Here is a 17653-nt window from a genome sequence, read left to right as displayed (position 1 = left end):
CATTGCCATCCCTTTTCGCACTCCGTAGAATCTGCGCCCTGCTTTTAGGCGAATCCGTCATGTAAAAGCAAAACAGCGCGGTTAAATTCGTCGCTCAGAACATAATCCAGCCACTTATGCTAGCGGGAAGGGTATTTTGGAGAAAAAATTAGGTCTCAGCGCGCTTACTGCGCTGGTGCTCAGCTCAATGCTCGGCGCGGGCGTGTTCAGTTTGCCGCAGAATATGGCGGCGGTGGCGGGTCCGGCCGCCCTGCTGATTGGCTGGCTAATCACCGGCGTCGGCATCCTGTTTCTGGCGCTGGCGATGCTGCTGCTCACCCGGCTAAAGCCGGACCTCGACGGCGGTATCTTTACCTATGCGCGCGCCGGTTTCGGCGAACTGCTCGGCTTCTGTTCCGCCTGGGGCTACTGGCTGTGCGCGGTAATCGCCAATGTCTCCTATCTGGTGATCGTTTTCTCGGCGCTGAGCTTTTTTACCGACACGCCTGACCGCGTGGTGTTCGGCGACGGCAATACCTGGCAGGCGATGCTGGGCGCGTCGCTGCTGCTGTGGATGGTGCATTTTCTGGTGCTGCGCGGCGTGCAGACCGCGGCAGGCATCAATCTGCTGGCGACGCTCGGCAAGCTGGTGCCGCTGCTGCTGTTCGTCGTGCTGGCGGTCGCGGCTTTTAATTATGACCAGTTTCATTTCGACTTTTCCGGCCTTACGCTCGGCGTGCCGCTGTGGGAGCAGGTGAAGCAGACCATGCTGATTACCCTGTGGGTATTCATCGGCGTGGAAGGCGCGGTGGTGGTTTCCGCCCGCGCGCGGCATAAAAAGGATGTGGGCCGCGCCACGCTGCTGGCGGTGCTGGCGGCGCTGCTGGTCTATCTGCTGGTGACGCTGCTGTCGCTCGGTATCGTGCCGCGCGCCGAACTGGCGCAGATGCGCAACCCGTCGATGGCGGGCCTGATGACGCGCCTGATGGGCCACTGGGGCGATGCGGTGATCGCCGCCGGCCTGATCGTATCGGTGTGCGGCGCCTACCTGAGCTGGACGATTATGGCGGCGGAAGTGCCGCTGATCGCCGCGCAGCAGGGTGCCTTCCCGCGCAGCATCGCGCGTCAGAACCCGCGCGGCGCGCCTGCCGCCTCGCTGTGGCTGACCAACGGCAGCGTGCAGATCTGCCTGATCCTGATCGCCCTGACCCACGCCGACTACAACACGCTGCTGACCATCGCCTCAGAGATGATCCTGGTGCCCTACCTGCTGGTGGGACTCTATCTGGTGAAGCTGACGCGTGGCAAAGCGCAGCCGCTGGCGCTGGCGGTCGGTCTCGGCGCCAGCCTTTATGGACTCTGGCTGCTCTACGCCTCAGGGCCGCTGCATCTGCTGCTGTCGGTGGTGCTCTATGCGCCAGGCCTGCTGCTGTTTCTCTTCGCCCGTCGCGGCGGACGCGGCGACGTCTCGCTGACCCAGCTGGAGCGCGTGGCTATTGGCTTATTGATGGCGGCGTCGCTGCCCGCGATGTGGCAGCTAATGGTTTAGTGCGGTTGACCGGGGATCGCCACACACAGCAGGTCATCCTGCTGTGTGAGGTTGAGCGGTTTACGGTATTCCTGATGGATCGCCTCCAGCTGCTGCGCGGAGAGCGGATAAGGCAGCTGGATATCGAAACGGCTGATGTGCTGCTGTTCGGCCAGGGTAATGAGGCGAGCGATATTGATTTCGTCGCTGACCTGAGTCGAAATGATTTGTAATGCTAATTCTTTCAGATGCTCGTCGCTCGCCTGTAGACTGCGAGCCGAGGATTTACGCGTCACCATGCCGAAAATCGGCATCACGCCGTAGATGGCGTCTACGAAACTCCAGCGTTTTTTGCAGGAGGCAGAGAGAAAATCGCTGTAGTTCAGGCAGATGCGGTCACTGTATACGGCTGAAGCCAGCTCTTTATCAGACACCCTCTCTCTCCCTCTGTTTTTCATTATGGTTCAGAACCTTGCTTAAACGCGCTGTTAATGATGGCACATTTTGCCGTGCGGATACCAGTCGCGCAGGGATATTTCGTGCGGTGGCATAGTGCTCAGGACCGGGAAAAGCTATGCTGCTCGCCAGGCTTATTTGTCGCAGTGGATTATGAATAAAATCGTTTTTGTAGAAGACGAACCGGAAGTGGGTTCGCTGATTGCGGCCTACCTTGGCCGCCACGATATCGAGGTGATCGTCGAGACGCGCGGCGACCGCGCCGAAGCGGTGATTGCGGCCGAACAGCCGGACCTCGTGATGCTGGATATTATGCTGCCAGGCAAAGACGGCATGACCCTGTGCCGCGATCTGCGCAGCCAGTGGCAGGGCCCGATTGTGCTGCTCACCTCGCTCGACAGCGACATGAACCATATTCTGGCGCTGGAGATGGGCGCACAGGACTATATTCTGAAAACTACCCCGCCTGCGGTATTGCTGGCGCGGCTGCGGCTGCATCTGCGCCAGGCGCAGCTCGGTCAGGGCGATGATGCGCCCGCGCCTGCTCCGGCGCAAAAACAGAAGCTGCTGCGCTTCGGCTCGCTCACCATCGACGCGCTGAATCGCGAAGTGACGCTGTTTAGCGAGCAGATCGTGCTCTCCACCGCCGACTTCGACCTGCTGTGGGAGCTGGCCACGCACGCCGGACAGATCCTGAATCGCGACGCGCTGCTGAAGACCCTGCGCGGCGTCAGCTACGACGGCCTGGATCGCAGCATCGACGTGGCGATTTCCCGCCTGCGCAAAAAGCTGCACGACAGCGCCACCGAGCCTTTCCGCATCAAAACCATCCGCAACAAGGGCTATCTGTTCGCCCCGCAGGCGTGGGATACCCAGGCATGAGAAAACTGTTTATCCAGTTCTATCTGCTGCTCTTCGTCTGCTTTCTGGTGATGGCGCTGCTGGTAGGCCTGGTCTACAAATTCACCGCCGAGCGCGCCGGCAGACAGTCGATGAACGACCTGATGGCGAGCTCGCTCTATCTGATCCGCAGCGAGCTGCGCGAAATTCCGCCGCGCGACTGGAACCGAACCATTAAAAGTCTCGATCTCGGTCTGTCGTTCGACCTGCATATCGAGCCGATGAGCAAATATCAGCTCGACGAGCCCGATATGCGCCGGCTGCGCGCCGGCGAAATTGTCGCGCTGGACGATCAGTACACCTTTTTGCAGCATATTCCGCGCAGCCATTACGTGCTCTCCGTCGGCCCGATCCCCTACCTCTTTTATCTGCATCAGATGCGGCTGCTGGATATCGCGCTGCTGGTGTTTATCGGCATGTCACTTGCGCTGCCGGTGTTTATCTGGATGCGGCCGCACTGGAAAGAGATGCAGCGCCTGGAGATTGCGGCGCAGCGCTTCGGTCGCGGCGAGCTGGATGTGCGTACCCATTTCGACAACACCTCCAGCCTGTTCCGCCTGGGAGTCGCCTTTAACCAGATGGCGGAGAATATCAATACGCTGGTGGCGAGCAAAAAACAGCTGATCGACGGCATCGCCCACGAGCTGCGCACGCCGCTGGTGCGCCTGCGCTACCGGCTGGAGATGAGCGATAACCTCACCGCGGGCGAGTCCGCCGCCATCAACCGCGATATCGGTCAGCTGGAGAGTCTGATTGAGGAGCTGCTGACCTATGCGCGACTCGACCGCCCGCGCGTCGATCTCAACCTCACCTCGCTCGACCTGGCGAACTGGCTGCGCGAACACATTAACGACGTGCGCGCCCTTAATCCGCACACGCAGATCGATCTCGACCTGCCGCAGCGCGAAAATCATGGCGTTTCTGACACCCGCCTGATGGAGCGCGTGCTGGACAACCTCGTTAACAATGCGCTGCGCTACGCCGATCATCGGCTGCGCGTCAGCCTGTGGTTCGACGGCGCGCTCGGCTGCCTTCAGGTAGAAGATGACGGCCCCGGCATTCCGGCCGAGGAACGCGAACGCGTCTTCGAGCCCTTTGTTCGCCTCGATCCGAGCCGCGACCGCGCTACCGGCGGCTGCGGTCTGGGACTCGCTATCGTTCACTCTATCGCGCAGGCGCTCGGCGGCCACGTGAGCATCGAAGGTAGCCCGCTAGGCGGCGCCAGCGTTCGCTTTTGCTGGCCGGTTGATCTACCTTTGCGTGACCCTTCGGCGCGATAAACCTTCACAAGGAGTTTCGGTTGACTACTGCTTATCAACAACTTAGTGCGACATTCCAGCGACTCTCCCGCTTCGGCCATCTGACGGCGGTCGCGGGCTGGGACATGCAGACCATGATGCCGACCGGCGGCAGCCAGGCGCGCGGCGAAGCGCTGGCGGAGATGGGCGTGCTGCGTCATGAGATCCTGACCGATCCCCGCGTCGGCGAACTGATTCAGGAGGCCGAACAGGCTGACCTGAACGACGTCGAGCGCGCCAACCTGCGCGAGATGCAGCGCGCCTGGCAGCAGGCGTCGCTACTGCCCGCCTCGCTGGTCGAGGCGAAATCGCTGGCCGGTTCGCGCTGCGAGCACGCCTGGCGCGAACAGCGTCCAGCGAACGACTGGCAGGGCTTTGCCGCCAACCTGAAAGAGGTGGTGCGCCTGAGCCGCGAAGAGGCGCAGCTGCGCGCGGAGGCGAACAACACCTCGCGCTACGACGCCCTGCTCGATCTCTACGAGCCGGGCATGACCGGCGCGAAGCTGGACGCCACCTTCGGCGAACTGAAAAGCTGGCTGCCCGATCTGCTGCAGCGCGTGGTAGAGAAGCAGGCGCAGGAGCCTGTCGAGCAGCCGCAGGGCCCCTTCGCTATCGCCGCGCAGCGCGAGCTCGGCCTGAGCGTAATGACGACCCTGGGCTTCGATTTCTGCCACGGCCGTCTCGACGTCAGCGCGCATCCCTTCTGCGGCGGCGTGCCGGAAGATGTGCGCATCACCACGCGCTACAATCAGGAGGAGTTTCTCAGCGCGCTGATGGGCGTGATCCATGAGACCGGCCATGCGCGTTACGAGCAGGGCCTGCCGCAGCAGTGGCGCAACCAGCCGGTAGGCCTGGCGCGATCGACCGCTATCCACGAGTCGCAAAGCCTGTTTATGGAGATGCAGCTGGGCCGCAGCCGCGAGTTCCTGCAGCGCATTCTGCCGCAGGTGTGCGACAAGCTGGGCGCGCAGCCGGCGCTGCAGCCGGAAAACTTTGTGCGCCTGACGCAGCGCGTCAAACCCGGCTTTATCCGCGTCGACGCCGATGAGCTGAGCTATCCGGCGCACGTGATTTTACGCTTCGAGATTGAGCGCGCGCTGATCGAAGGCGACATCGAGGTCGAGGACATTCCCGCGCTGTGGGATGAGAAGATGATGCAGGCTTTAGGGCTGGATACCCGCGGCAACTACCGCGACGGCTGCATGCAGGATATTCACTGGACCGACGGCGCCTTCGGCTACTTCCCGACCTACACGCTGGGCGCCATGTACGCGGCGCAGCTGTTCCAGGCGGTGAAGAAAGCCCTGCCAGACCTGAGCGAACGACTGCAGCATGGCGACCTGCAGCCGGTATTCGACTGGCTGCAGCAGAACATCTGGCAGCACGGCAGCCGTTTCCCTACCGAGCAGCTGCTGATCAACGCCACCGGCGAAGCGCTGAACCCGCGCTTTTTCCGCCAGCATCTTGAACAACGCTACCTGAATCGTTAATCTGTGCGGCCTTCGCGGCCGCCCTTTTCCCGTCTTGTACAATCGGTTACACGCCGATACCAAACACCCACGGAAACCGATCCTCGTTTTTTTTATAGTCTTTTCACCGGCCCCGCAGTGGGCTACACATGAAAAAAATGTTCGAGGAATTTGCAATGAAAAAATTGTTTGCACTGGTCATCGCCGCTGCTATGGGTCTCTCTTCTGTTGCTTTCGCTGCTGACACCACCGCTGCGCCGGCTGCTGCCCCTACTGCGACCACCACTACCGCTGCGCCGGCTAAAACCACGCACAAAGTCGCCCACAAGAAACACAAAGCCGCTCAGAAAGCGCAGGCTGCTAAAAAGCACCACAAAAAAGCAGTGAAAAAAGATGCTGCGCAGAAAGCTCAGGCCGCTAAAAAGCACCACAAAAAAGCCGCTAAGCCAGAAACTGCACAGAAAGCCCAGGCTGCGAAAAAACACCACAAAGTAGCGAAAAAAGCCGCTGCACCGCAGAAAGCTCAGGCTGCTAAAAAGCATCACAAAGTAGCTAAGAAAGCCGCTGCGCCGCAGAAAGCTCAGGCTGCTAAAAAGCACCACAAAGTTGCCAAGAAAGCCGCTGCTAAATAATTAAGGTCGCGCACCCTGCGCCTTAAGAAGCGTTGACTAATAAAAACACCCGGTTCTGCCGGGTGTTTCGTTACTGGAGTTGCGGAAATGGTGCGTCGCTATCGTTTTGAAATTATCCTGCTGGTGATGATCCTCTGCGGCGTCATCGCGGCCTTCTTCTTTATTTAGTCGTTGTAGCGTGCTGATTATTCCAATAAATCTCCCTTTTTTACCGCTCACCGACTATAGTTATTGCGCAAGCGTGATGACAATAACCTCTTCTTAAATCTCGCCATTGAGAGACCTATGCGCCTGGCTATTTTGCTGTTGACTGGATTGTTCTGTTTCACCACTCTGGCCCACGCCGATGATGATGACGATGCGCCGAATCCCGATGAAATCAAAATGCTTTTCTTTGGCAAAGATCACCGCAAGGCGATCGGCGACGTCACGGCCGCGCCCTGGGACGCCATCGGCCAGCTGGAAACCGAGAGCGGCAATCTGTGCACCGCCACGCTGATCTCCGCCCATCTGGCGCTGACGGCGGGACACTGTCTGCTGACGCCGCCGGGCAAATTCGACAAGCCGGTGGCGCTGCGCTTTATGGCGAGCGACAGCGGCTGGCGCTATGAAATTCACGATATCGACGCGCGCGTCGAGCCGGCGCTGGCGCGCAAGCTGAAAGCAGACGGCGAAGGCTGGATCGTCCCCAGCGACGCCGCGCCGTTCGACTATGGTCTGGTGATCCTGCGCAATCCCCCTTCTGCCATTAATCCAATTCCGCTATTCGACGGGTCGCGCAGCGATCTCACCGCGGCCCTTAAAGAAGCGGGCCGCAAAGTGACTCAGGCGGGCTATCCCGAAGATCATCTGGATACGCTCTACTCCCACAGCGACTGCCTGATTACCGGCTGGGCGCAGCGCGCCGTGCTGTCGCACCAGTGCGACACGCTGCCGGGCGACAGCGGTTCGCCGCTGCTGCTGAAAAACGAGAACGGCTGGCAGCTGATCGCGGTGCAGAGTTCGGCGCCGGCAGCGAAAGATCGCTACCTGGCCGATAACCGCGCTATTGCGGTAACCTCGTTCCGCGACAGGCTGGAAGCGCTGGCGCAGTAAAACCAGGAAAGATAAGAAAAGGCGCGCCCGGTTTGCCAGCCGCGCCTTTTTTTATTGCGGAACGCCAGCTTCAGAAGGTGTAGCCAAGGTTAAGAATAAAGCCGTCAATCGACATCTCTTTATCGGCTACGTCGAGACGCGATCCCTCATAACCGATATCGATCGCCAGATTCTCCATGGGATTAATCTGCACGCCTGCGCCGTACATCAGGGACGTCTTTTTCTCGCTGAGAGAGGTGTCGCCCATATAAACGTAACGCCCTTCATAGTTGTACCAGCTTTCGCGATAGTCGACTTTATTATAATTAAGACCGAGCAGCCCATAGACGCTGATATATTGATTAAAGCGCCAGGCGGGGCCGACAGATAACGAATAATATTTGACCTTCGCATCGCCGTCGACTATATCCATCGAGCCGGTGAAAGGCGTATAGCTGCCGCTGCCGCTCATATAGGTCAGCGAGCCAATCAGGCTCAACGGCGAATCCCACTCATAGCGGTACTTGAGGTTAATCCCGCGGATATTTTTGAAATCCTGCACTTTACTTTGCGCATAGCCGAGAGTCACCGTCTGTTGATCGGCATTCGCGTTGGCGTGTATTCCCAGAGCAGCCACAATGAGGCTGAATAAAACAGACTTCTTCATATTTATCTTCCTTAATTAAATTTAATCATCCGGCGCGTGCCTCGCGCCGCCATTGATTTTATCCAAAAAGTGCGGCGACGGCCGATTCCCGCGCGATAATTTGCGTCTGTTTTTAGCACGCTTGTAAATAAGTTTTAGCACAGGCGATATAACGCCGTTTCAGGGCAAAAAAAACCGCAGCGTTTTAGGCTGCGGCTTGCGAGAGCGCCAGGCGGTTACGCCGCGAACTGCTCCATCGTTTGCAGGATGCGCTTGTCGGAAACAGGATAAGGCGTGCCGAGCTGCTGGGCGAAATAACTGATGCGCAGCTCCTCGATCATCCAGCGAATGTCGCGCACCTCTTCATCATCCTGACGCTGCGGCGGCAGCTTATTGCGCCAGGCTTGCCAGGCCTGCTCAACCGCCTGCACCTTCAGCATGCGCGCGCGATCGCTGTGCGGATCGGCCGGCAATTTTTCCAGCCGACGCTCAATACCCTGCAGATAGCGCAGCGTATCCCCCAGGCGCTTCCAGCCGTTGCCGGTAACGAAGCCGCGATAGACCAGGCCGCTCATCTGCGCCTTAATATCCGACAGCGCCAGCGCCATGGTCATATCGACGCGCCCTTTCAGACGCTTGTTGATGTTGAACACCGCCGTCAGGATCTGCTCAACCTGTTTGGCGATCTCCACCACTGTCTCGTTCAGCTCGGCGCGCACCTTCTCGTGCAACTGCTCGAAGTTCTGCTGCTGCCAGGCCGGGCCGCCCGCTTCCGCCATCAGCTTGTCGACGCCGCAGGCGATGCAGTCGTCGATCAGATCCAGCACCTTGCCGTAAGGGTTGAAGTAGAGCCCCAGCTTGGCTTTGTTCGGCAGCTTTTCATGCAGATATTTTATTGGCGAAGGAATATTGAGCAGCAGCAGGCGACGCTGGCCGCGCCACATCATTTTCTGCTGCTCCTGCTCGCTGTCGAACAGGCGGATCGCGACGCTCTCTTTCTCGTCGACCAGCGCCGGCCAGGCCTTGACCTGATAGCCGCCGCGTTTCTGCTCGTAGCTGCGCGGCAGATCGCCGAAGCTCCAGATATGCAGGCCGTGCTGCTCCAGCCCGTCATCCGCCACCTTCGACAGCGTCTCCTGCACTTTTTCTTTCAGTTCGGCTTTTAGCGCGCTGAGATCTTTGCCCTCTTTCAGCTTGCGGTTATGTTCGTCCACCACGCGGAACGTCATTTTCAGGTGATCGGGCACCTGTTCCCACTGCCAGTTTTCCCGCTCCAGCGTAACCCCGGTCATGCGGCGAAACTCTTTCGCCAGCACGTCGAGCAGCGGCAGCTCCATGGCGGTGACGCGGCCCAGAAAGGCGTCGGCATAGTTAGGCGCAGGCACCAGATTGCGGCGCAGCGGCTTCGGCAGCGACTTGATCAGCGCTATAATCAGCTCGCGGCGCACGCCGGGGATCTGCCACTCGAAGCCCTGGTCCTCGACCTGATTAAGCAGCGGCAGCGGAATATGCACCGTGACGCCGTCGGCGTCCGCGCCCGGCTCGAACTGATAGCTGAGCTTCAGCTTGAGGTTGCCCTGATGCCAGAAGTTGGGGTAGTCGAGCTGGCTGACCTTGTCCGCGCCCTCTTTGATCAGCATCTGTTTGTCGAAGCTGAGCAGATCAGGGGTGTCGCGGCTCGCCAGCTTCCACCAGCTATCGAAATGCTTCGCCGAGACTACCTGCTGGCCGACGCGCTGGTCATAAAAGTTGAACAGGGTTTCGTCATCCACGAGGATGTCGCGGCGGCGCGATTTATGCTCGAGATCTTCGACTTCGCTGCGCAACTTCTGGTTATTGCGGAAGAAGGCGTGGCGCGTCTGCCAGTCGCCCTCCACCAGCGCATGGCGGATAAACAGCTCGCGGCTCAGCGTCGGGTCGATGCTGCCGTAGTTGACCTTACGCGCGGCGACGATCGGCAGGCCGTACAGCGTGACCTTCTCCTGCGCCATCACCGCGCCCTGGCCTTTTTCCCAGTGCGGTTCGCTGTAGCTGCGTTTAATCAGGTGCTGCGCCAGCGGCTCGATCCACTCGGGATCGATACGCGCCGCGATGCGTCCCCACAGGCGGCTGGTTTCCACCAGCTCCGCCACCATGGTCCATTTAGGCGGTTTTTTAAACAGCCCGGAGCCGGGGAAGATGGCGAAGCGGACGTTGCGCGCGCCGGTAAACTCCTGCTTTTCGGCGTCCTTGATGCCGATATGCGACAGCAGTCCGGTGAGCAGCGCGCAGTGCACCTCGCGGAATCCCGCCGGCTCGCTGTTAACGGGGATCCCTAGCTCACGCACCACCTGACGCAGCTGGGTATAGATATCCTGCCATTCGCGCACGCGCAGATAGTTGAGAAAATCCCCTTTGCACTGGCGGCGGAACTGGTTGCCCGACAGCGCTTTCTGCTGCTCGCCCAGATAGTTCCACAGGTTGACGAAGGCGAGGAAGTCGGACTCTTTGTCGGCGAAGCGGCGATGTTTCTCATCGGCGGCCTGCTGTTTCTCGACCGGGCGCTCGCGCGGATCCTGAATCGACAGCGCCGAGGCGATAATCATCACTTCGCGCACGCAGCCAAAGCGCTGCGCCTCCAGCACCATGCGTGCCAGTCGCGGATCTACCGGCAGCTGCGCCAGCTGGCGGCCCAAGCTGGTGAGCTTGTAGTGGCCGGTCTCATCGTTGAGCGTGAGCGCGCCCAGTTCCTCCAGCAGGCGCACGCCATCCTGAATATTGCGCTTATCGGGCGCTTCGACGAAGGGAAAGGCGGCGATATCGCCCAGTCCCAGCGCCGTCATCTGCAGGATCACCGACGCCAGATTGGTGCGCAGGATCTCCGGGTCGGTAAAGGCCGGACGGCTGAGGAAGTCATCTTCCGAATAGAGACGGATACAGATGCCGTCGGAGACGCGGCCGCAGCGCCCTTTACGCTGATTGGCCGAGGCCTGTGAAATCGGCTCGATCGGCAGACGCTGCACCTTGGTGCGATAGCTGTAGCGGCTGATGCGCGCGGTGCCGGGATCGATCACATATTTAATGCCGGGCACGGTCAGCGAGGTTTCCGCCACGTTGGTCGCCAGCACGATGCGTCGTCCGCTGTGCGACTGGAAAACCCGGTTCTGCTCGGCGTTCGACAGGCGCGCGTAGAGCGGCAAAATTTCGGTATGCGGCAGATCGCGCTTCGCCAGCGCGTCGGCGGTGTCGCGAATTTCGCGCTCGCCGCTCATAAAGATGAGAATATCGCCGCGCCCTTCGTCGCCCAGCTCGTCGACCGCGTCGAAAATCGCCTGCAGCTGATCGCGCTCGCTGTCGTCCGCCTCTTCCACCACCGGCCGGTAGCGCACTTCCACCGGGAAGGTACGACCTGAAACCTCAATCACCGGCGCATTGTGGAAGTGGCGCGAAAAGCGCTGCGGATCGATGGTCGCCGAGGTGATGATGATTTTCAGATCGGGACGGCGCGGCAGCAGCTCGCGCAGGTAGCCGAGCAGGAAATCGATATTCAGGCTGCGCTCGTGCGCCTCATCGATAATGATGGTGTCATATTGCAGCAGCAGGCGATCCTGCTGGATTTCCGCCAGCAGGATGCCGTCGGTCATCAGCTTCACCTGCGTGGTGTCGCTGACCTGATCGTTAAAACGCACTTTATAGCCAATGCAGCCGCCGAGCGAGGTTTCAAGCTCCTCGGCGATGCGGTTGGCGACGGTGCGCGCCGCCAGACGACGCGGCTGCGTATGGCCGATCAGCCCTTTAACGCCGCGTCCCAGCGCCAGACAGATTTTCGGCAGCTGGGTAGTTTTGCCCGAACCGGTTTCACCGGCGACAATCACCACCTGATGATCGCGGATCGCCTCGGCGATCTGCTGCTGCTTCTGACTGACCGGCAGGTTGTCGGGAAAAGTAATTTTCGGCGTCGCGGCGGCACGGGCGGCGACGCGCTGCTCCGCCGTCGCGATCTCCTGGCTGAGTTCGTCGACGACGGCCTGCAGCGCCGCGGGGTTAGCCACTTTACCGGCGCCGCGCAGACGGCGCTGCAGGCGCTGGCGGTCGCGCAGCATCAGATTGTCGAGCCGCGACCACAGCGGCGCAAAGGAAGAGGAAACCGGTGATGACATAGTAATGGAGTACCTTCTCAGACGGAGCCGCTGCACGTCGCAGCGTCCGATAGCCGGGTTAACCGACTGATTCTAAAAATTGTATTGAGCAAAGCGTAACACATTTTAACACGACCAGCTGCGCCTTCCATGCCATGCTTATTCAAGAAATTCGAACATAGCTCTCGAAATATTGCGCTTTTACCGCGTCGCTAATGACCGTAGAGTGTAACCCATTGAGCGGGAAGCCTTCCGCGTAACAAACAGGAAACAGCAATGAGCAAAGTATTGGTTCTTAAATCCAGCATCCTCGCTGGTTACTCACAGTCAAGCCAGCTGGCCGATTTCTACGTTGAAGAAGCGAAAGCCAAAGGCGATCAGGTTACCGTGCGCGACCTGGCTGCGGATCCGATTCCGGTGCTGGATGGCGAACTGGTCGGCGCGCTGCGTCCGTCAGACGCGCCGCTCTCTCCGCGTCAGCAGGAAGCGCTGGATCTCTCCAACGCGCTGATCGACGAGCTGCAGGCCCACGACGTAATCGTGATCGCCGCGCCGATGTACAACTTCAACATCCCGACTCAGCTGAAAAACTATTTTGACCTGGTTGCTCGCGCCGGCGTCACTTTCCGCTACACCGAAGCGGGTCCGGAAGGCCTGGTGAAAGGCAAGCGCGCGGTGATTCTCTCCAGCCGCGGCGGCATTCACAAAGATACCCCGAGCGATCTGCTGACGCCGTACGTGAAGCTCTTCCTGGGCTTTATCGGCATCACCGACGTTGAATTCGTTTTCGCCGAAGGCATCGCCTACGGTCCGGAAGTGGCAACCAAAGCCACCGACGACGCCAAAAACGCCATCAAACAGATTGTTTCTGCCTAATCATTATTATTATTCGCTCTGTGTTTCGATTGCCAGGCATGACGCCTGGCTTTTTTATTTCTGCATCCACAGGCCGTTGAGGCCGCGTACGTACTCGCCCTCGCCCGCGCGCTCCACCAGTTTTGCGCCGGCGATACGCGCCACCTGATCGGTGGTGAGATTGTTCTGCTGCGCGATGCGCTGATATTCCACGTTACGCCCGGCGTTGATGCGCTTTACCAGCGCCTGCGTCTCGCCGTCCTGCTGGCGCGCGGCAATATAGCCGCTAAAGGTTTCCCCGACCCGGCCCTGATGGCGCGCCTCATCCAGCGTCAGCGCCAGCGCCGGCTGCGCCGCGCTGATGAGCAGCAGCGCAGCGAGCAGCGGCTTGCGGAACGCGCGCATCAAAACAGATCGCTCTGATTCTTCAGCAGCGCCTCCACGTCTTTGTCCACTTTGATATGAATTTCATGTTCGATCTTTACGTTCATATTGATGGTGATCGGCTCCTTCGGCGCGGCCACTTCGATGCGCGGCACGCAGCCGGTCAGCGGCAGTCCGACTGCCAGCACCAGTAACGCCCTGAGGCTCATGGTTGTTGATCCCTTTTGGTCGGCAGAGTGGCGTTCTGTTCCACCCAGGATTGCAAATTATCGCCAAAGCGCAGGCTGCGCCAGAGTTGAAACAGGTTCTGCTGATGGCGGTAGTTGAGATTCACGGTCTGTTTGCGGTTGCTGAAGCGGCTGACGCCCTGTACCTGCGCCTGCATGGCGAGGTTGCCGAGATTGTCGAGATCGAGCGTCGCCCACGAGCGGGAGATCTCCATATAGCGCAGCCAGTCCATCGCCGCGCCCGCTGCGACGTTGCCGGCAGTGATCGCGTCGGCCATATCTTTATCCATACGGAAAGTCAGGAAGCCGCTGTTGGCGATCCAGCCGTTCTGCACCAGCCAGTGCGGATTATTCACCCACAGCGGCAGCTCGCCGTTGATCCTGCCGGACATAGCGAACTGCTTAGGCTTCAGCGCGGTGACCAGCTTGCTCAGGCTGATATCGCGCAGGCTCAGCGTCGCCGCCTGGTGCTGCGGCAGCCGCAGCGCGGGCAGCGTGACCTTGCCGCCCAGCAGCGCCATGCTGACCGCCTGCAGCGTCAGCGGCTGCGCCTCGCTCCAGGGATAGTAGCCCTGAAGATCGGCGCGGATATTCTGCATCGCGAACTGGTTGGTGATTTCGCCGATGCGCAGCTGTACCGGCCCGCGCACGCCGAGCTGCCACTGCTGATCTTTCAGGCGGAACGGCAGCGAGAAGTCGACGCCGTTGATCTGGTTGTCCGCCGTCCAGAGGCTGCCCTGCGTCACCGTCCAGTGGCCGCCCGCGCTGAATCCCTCTTTCACCGCGGCGGAAAACGCCACCTGCGCGCGCAGCTCGCCCGCGCGGATTTTCATCTTCAGTTCGGGATTGAGCAGCGGCTGGAACACCGTCAGAGACTGCGTCGGCCACCAGGCCTCGCCGCGCAGGCGCTTGCCGTCCCAGCGGCCGTGTACGCGCAGCGGCCCGATCGCCTGCGCCTGCAGCGCGCCGCGCCAGATAAAGTGGCTGGGATCCTGGCCTTTCGCCTCGAAGCTCAGCGACGAAGCGGGCAGCCGCCCGCCAAAATCGAACCGCGTCTCTCCCGCGTCGATGCGGAAGCCGCCGTTAAAGGCGGGTCGTTGCGCGTCGCGCTGCCAGTTGACCGGCGCGCTGAGGGTGAGCCGCGGCCGCACCACCTGCGCCATGCCGTACTGCATCCGATCGAAACCGGCACTCAGGCTGTCGAGATGGATAAGGGTGTCGCGCCAGCCGCCCGCGCCCTGAATAGTCCAGGCGGCGTTAAGCGGCAGCATTTCGCCAGCGCCCCAGTAGCGCCATTTCCACTCCCCTTTATCGGGCCAGAAGTCGCTGGCGCGCCCGTCGAGGTGCAGCCTGAACTGGCCGAAGCTCGGATCGTGCGCCTTGAGTATCGCCTGCAGGCGGCCGTCAATGCCCTGCGAGGCGAGCCGCACCCCCGCCAGCGGCCAGCGCGCCTCATCCACCTCCAGCGTGGAGAGAATGCGCCCGCGCAGACGCAGCAGCGCGCCAGGCTGGAACCGGAGCTGCGGGTCAAGCAGCGGCCCGCTGAGATTGCCGGGCAGCGCGGCGTAGAGCTGCATCGCCGCCAGCTTGCTTTCGCCGGTAAGCCGCAGCGGCAGCGCGCTGTTTGTCATGCTCAGCTTTCCGGGGCCGATATTCAGCACCGCGTTGCCTTTGCCGCCGCGCCCCTGAGTCAGCACGTTGAGGCGGCCGGTAATCTGCGTCTCTTCCAGGCCCTGTCGCCAGTTGTCGAGCGTGAGATCGAGAAAGCCGGAGAGCGTCTGCTCGCCGGTCGGCCAGCGGTAGCGTCCTTTAACAATACGGATCTGCCGCGCGTCGGCCTGCCACGGCAGCATCAGCAGCGGCTGGCCGTCGCCGGTGGCGTAGAGTGCCAGTTCGCCCTGCTGCTGCTGCCAGTCGAGCGTCAGACGCAGCGGTTGGCCGGCGTATTGCAGTTCACCCTCTAGCTGGCCGCCGACCGGCAGGCCGTTGGCGAACTCAGGCAGATCGAACCGGCCATGCAGCGTCACGGGCTGCGGCAGCGCGTTATGGCGCAGCGTTAGCTGCTCTATGCTGAGCTGCTGCCCCTGCAGGCTGGCGTCGATATTGAGATTGTCGCCGCGATAGCGCAGCGTCTGTTTAGCGGGGGTGAGGCTGAGATCGAAACGTCCGGCGTAGGCTTGCCAGGGCGCAATAGTAAGATTCTCAAGCTGGATATCGGCGCCGGGCAACAGCTGCTGCCATTCCGCCAGGCTTTTCGGCGCACCAGGCTGCTCGCTTTGCGGCAGCTTCTGCAGGCAGTCGCTGTCGAGCGTCACCTGCCGCGCGGCGAGCCGCCAGCGCCGGTCGTGCCAGCCAAGCGAGGCCTGTTCGACGCTTGCCAGCGCGCACTCGCCCGCCAGGTAGCGCACCTGCGGAAACCACAGGCCGCCGTTGCGCCAGCGCGGCGATCCTTCCAGCACGATGCGCGTATCCGCCGGCAGCCAGATGCCGGCCAGCTGCGGCAGCCATTGCGTCACGGTGAGCAGCAGCCCCAGCACCAGCAGCGTCAGCGCCAGTAATGCAGCAAGTAGTCGGCGGAGGCTCCGCGGCATGGCAGCACTATTCCTTTTCCTGACAGGATCCTGCCCCTGATGATGGCACGTAATCGGTCAGAGGTGAAGGCGTGCCGCCGACGGCAGCAAAATCCACAATAAAACGTTATGCTGTGTGGATACCCGAATGCAGGAGCGTAACGATGAAAATCGCGGTTTACAGCACGAAGCACTATGACCAGAAGTATCTCGATCACGTTAACGAAGGCTACCGGTTCGATCTGGTGTACTTCGACTTTTTACTGACGGAAGCGACGGCGAAAAACGCCGTCGACTGCGACGCCGTCTGCATTTTCGTTAACGACGACGCCAGCCGTCCGGTGCTGGAGGAACTGGCGGCGCTGGGCGTGAAGTATATCGCGCTGCGCTGCGCCGGTTTCAACAACGTCGATTTAGCCGCGGCTGAGGAGCTGGGCCTGAAGGTGGTGCGCGTGCCCGCCTATTCGCCGGAAGCGGTGGCGGAACATACGGTCGGCCTGATGATGACGCTTAACCGCCGTATCCATCGCGCCTATCAGCGCACGCGCGACGCCAACTTTTCGCTCGACGGCTTAACCGGTTTTAACATGCACGGCAAAACCGCGGGCGTGGTCGGCACCGGCAAGATCGGCGTGGCGACGATGCGCATTCTGAAAGGGTTCGGCATGCGCCTGCTGGCGTTCGATCCCTACCCGAGCGCGCAGGCGCTTGAGCTGGGCGCAGAGTATGTCGATCTGAAAACCCTGTTCGCCGAATCAGACGTGATTACGCTGCACTGCCCGCTGACGCCGGAAAACCATCATCTGCTGAACGCCAGCGCCTTTAGCCAGATGAAAGATGGCGTGATGATTATCAACACCAGTCGCGGCGGACTGATCGACTCCCAGGCAGCGATTGACGCGCTCAAGCAGCAGAAAATCGGCTCGCTCGGCATGGACGTTTACGAAAATGAGCGCGATCTTTTCTTTGAAGATAAGTCTAACGACGTCATTCAGGACGACGTGTTCCGTCGGCTGTCGGCCTGCCACAACGTACTATTTACCGGCCATCAGGCCTTTCTGACCGCTGAAGCGCTAACGGCGATTTCGGAAACGACCTTGTCGAATCTTAGCCAGCTTGAAAAAGGCGAAGCCTGCCCGAATCAGCTGTCGGCGTCGGCCTGATCTGGCGGGCGCTGCCGTCGAGGCGCGCCTGCCGCTGAATTAGCGGGCGCAGTTGCCGCCGATCAGCGCCTGTTCGTCGCAGCGGCGTCCGTTCGCCAGCTGGCACATGCCGATGCGCGTGCCGTCCAGCTGGTGAGAAAATGCCAGCGTGCCTCCGGCGCCAGCGCAGTTGGTTTCCGCCAGCGACGACATAATGACGTGCGGCTGAATATGGGCTGCGGTGGCTTGTTGCGGCGGTTCGTTATCGCTGTTGCTGCTGCATGCCGAGAGCAGCAGCGCGGCACCGGCCAGCAGAAAGGTGGCTGCTTTCATCAGTCGGACTCCGGAAGTGTTAGGGTTAGAGGCTGGTCAAGC

15 protein-coding genes are annotated in these 17653 nt (G+C 60.7%); 8 read left to right on the top strand and 7 right to left on the bottom strand.

The window, feature by feature from the left end:
* Positions 1-136: 136 nt before the first annotated feature.
* Positions 137-1528: a basic amino acid/polyamine antiporter gene (locus PVE98_RS09895; RefSeq protein WP_033747087.1), complete on the top strand. Its 1392-nt coding sequence runs from the start codon at positions 137-139 to the stop codon at positions 1526-1528.
* On the opposite strand, the gene PVE98_RS09890 is transcribed toward PVE98_RS09895, so the two are convergent.
* Positions 1525-1941 (bottom strand): hypothetical protein, encoded by a 417-nt coding sequence (locus tag PVE98_RS09890; RefSeq protein ID WP_048781382.1) that lies wholly within the window; start codon positions 1939-1941, stop codon positions 1525-1527. The two genes, PVE98_RS09895 and PVE98_RS09890, sit on opposite strands and share 4 nt — an antisense overlap.
* A gap of 175 nt (positions 1942-2116) precedes the next feature.
* Between PVE98_RS09890 and rstA the strand changes: the two genes are divergently transcribed.
* The 5 genes from rstA to PVE98_RS09865 all read left to right on the top strand — a co-directional run bounded on the left by rstA (position 2117) and on the right by PVE98_RS09865 (position 7357).
* Positions 2117-2845: a two-component system response regulator RstA gene (gene rstA / locus PVE98_RS09885; RefSeq protein ID WP_033747984.1), complete on the top strand. Its 729-nt coding sequence runs from the start codon at positions 2117-2119 to the stop codon at positions 2843-2845.
* Positions 2842-4143 (top strand): two-component system sensor histidine kinase RstB, encoded by a 1302-nt coding sequence (rstB, locus tag PVE98_RS09880; protein WP_096073179.1) that lies wholly within the window; start codon positions 2842-2844, stop codon positions 4141-4143. Before rstA ends, rstB begins: the two co-directional genes overlap by 4 nt.
* A gap of 20 nt (positions 4144-4163) precedes the next feature.
* Entirely contained in the window at positions 4164-5651 is a 1488-nt protein-coding gene (locus tag PVE98_RS09875; RefSeq protein ID WP_096073180.1) for a carboxypeptidase M32, read from the top strand.
* Positions 5652-5806: 155 nt separating this feature from the next.
* Positions 5807-6262: an acid resistance repetitive basic protein Asr gene (asr, locus tag PVE98_RS09870; protein ID WP_096073900.1), complete on the top strand. Its 456-nt coding sequence runs from the start codon at positions 5807-5809 to the stop codon at positions 6260-6262.
* Between the two features lie 285 nt (positions 6263-6547).
* Positions 6548-7357 (top strand): serine protease, encoded by an 810-nt coding sequence (locus PVE98_RS09865; protein WP_033747079.1) that lies wholly within the window; start codon positions 6548-6550, stop codon positions 7355-7357.
* A gap of 70 nt (positions 7358-7427) precedes the next feature.
* Here the strand turns inward: PVE98_RS09865 and PVE98_RS09860 are convergent, their stop codons facing one another.
* Both PVE98_RS09860 and hrpA read right to left on the bottom strand, forming a co-directional pair.
* A complete protein-coding gene (locus PVE98_RS09860; protein WP_033747075.1) occupies positions 7428-8003 on the bottom strand; it encodes an Ail/Lom family outer membrane beta-barrel protein in 576 nt (191 codons plus the stop codon).
* Between the two features lie 215 nt (positions 8004-8218).
* Positions 8219-12121 carry an ATP-dependent RNA helicase HrpA gene (gene hrpA, locus PVE98_RS09855; protein WP_333620609.1) on the bottom strand — a complete coding sequence of 1301 codons (3903 nt, stop codon included), beginning with the start codon at positions 12119-12121 and terminating at the stop codon, positions 8219-8221.
* Between the two features lie 255 nt (positions 12122-12376).
* Between hrpA and PVE98_RS09850 the strand changes: the two genes are divergently transcribed.
* Entirely contained in the window at positions 12377-12976 is a 600-nt protein-coding gene (locus PVE98_RS09850) for an FMN-dependent NADH-azoreductase (protein ID WP_033747071.1), read from the top strand.
* A gap of 54 nt (positions 12977-13030) precedes the next feature.
* Here PVE98_RS09850 and PVE98_RS09845 read toward each other — a convergent pair whose 3' ends face one another.
* From PVE98_RS09845 to PVE98_RS09835, 3 genes are read right to left on the bottom strand one after another with little or no spacing between them, the layout of a single operon-like run.
* Positions 13031-13360: a YdbL family protein gene (locus tag PVE98_RS09845; RefSeq protein WP_051905537.1), complete on the bottom strand. Its 330-nt coding sequence runs from the start codon at positions 13358-13360 to the stop codon at positions 13031-13033.
* Positions 13360-13548 carry a YnbE family lipoprotein gene (locus PVE98_RS09840; RefSeq protein ID WP_033747068.1) on the bottom strand — a complete coding sequence of 63 codons (189 nt, stop codon included), beginning with the start codon at positions 13546-13548 and terminating at the stop codon, positions 13360-13362. The genes PVE98_RS09845 and PVE98_RS09840 overlap by 1 nt, the downstream gene beginning before the upstream one ends.
* Positions 13545-16157 (bottom strand): YdbH family protein, encoded by a 2613-nt coding sequence (locus tag PVE98_RS09835; protein ID WP_033747067.1) that lies wholly within the window; start codon positions 16155-16157, stop codon positions 13545-13547. The genes PVE98_RS09840 and PVE98_RS09835 overlap by 4 nt, the downstream gene beginning before the upstream one ends.
* Positions 16158-16300: 143 nt before the next feature.
* Here PVE98_RS09835 and PVE98_RS09830 point away from each other — a divergent pair, with 143 nt between their 5' ends.
* Positions 16301-17299 (top strand): 2-hydroxyacid dehydrogenase, encoded by a 999-nt coding sequence (locus tag PVE98_RS09830; protein WP_033747063.1) that lies wholly within the window; start codon positions 16301-16303, stop codon positions 17297-17299.
* A 39-nt stretch (positions 17300-17338) separates the two neighbouring features.
* Here the strand turns inward: PVE98_RS09830 and PVE98_RS09825 are convergent, their stop codons facing one another.
* A complete protein-coding gene (locus tag PVE98_RS09825) occupies positions 17339-17611 on the bottom strand; it encodes a DUF333 domain-containing protein (protein ID WP_033747060.1) in 273 nt (90 codons plus the stop codon).
* Positions 17612-17653: the final 42 nt, after the last annotated feature.

This window comes from Pantoea sp. GABEPS69, assembly GCF_045780835.1.
GTDB lineage: Bacteria > Pseudomonadota > Gammaproteobacteria > Enterobacterales > Enterobacteriaceae > Pantoea > Pantoea septica.
This window is presented reverse-complemented; position numbering and strand designations above follow the sequence as displayed.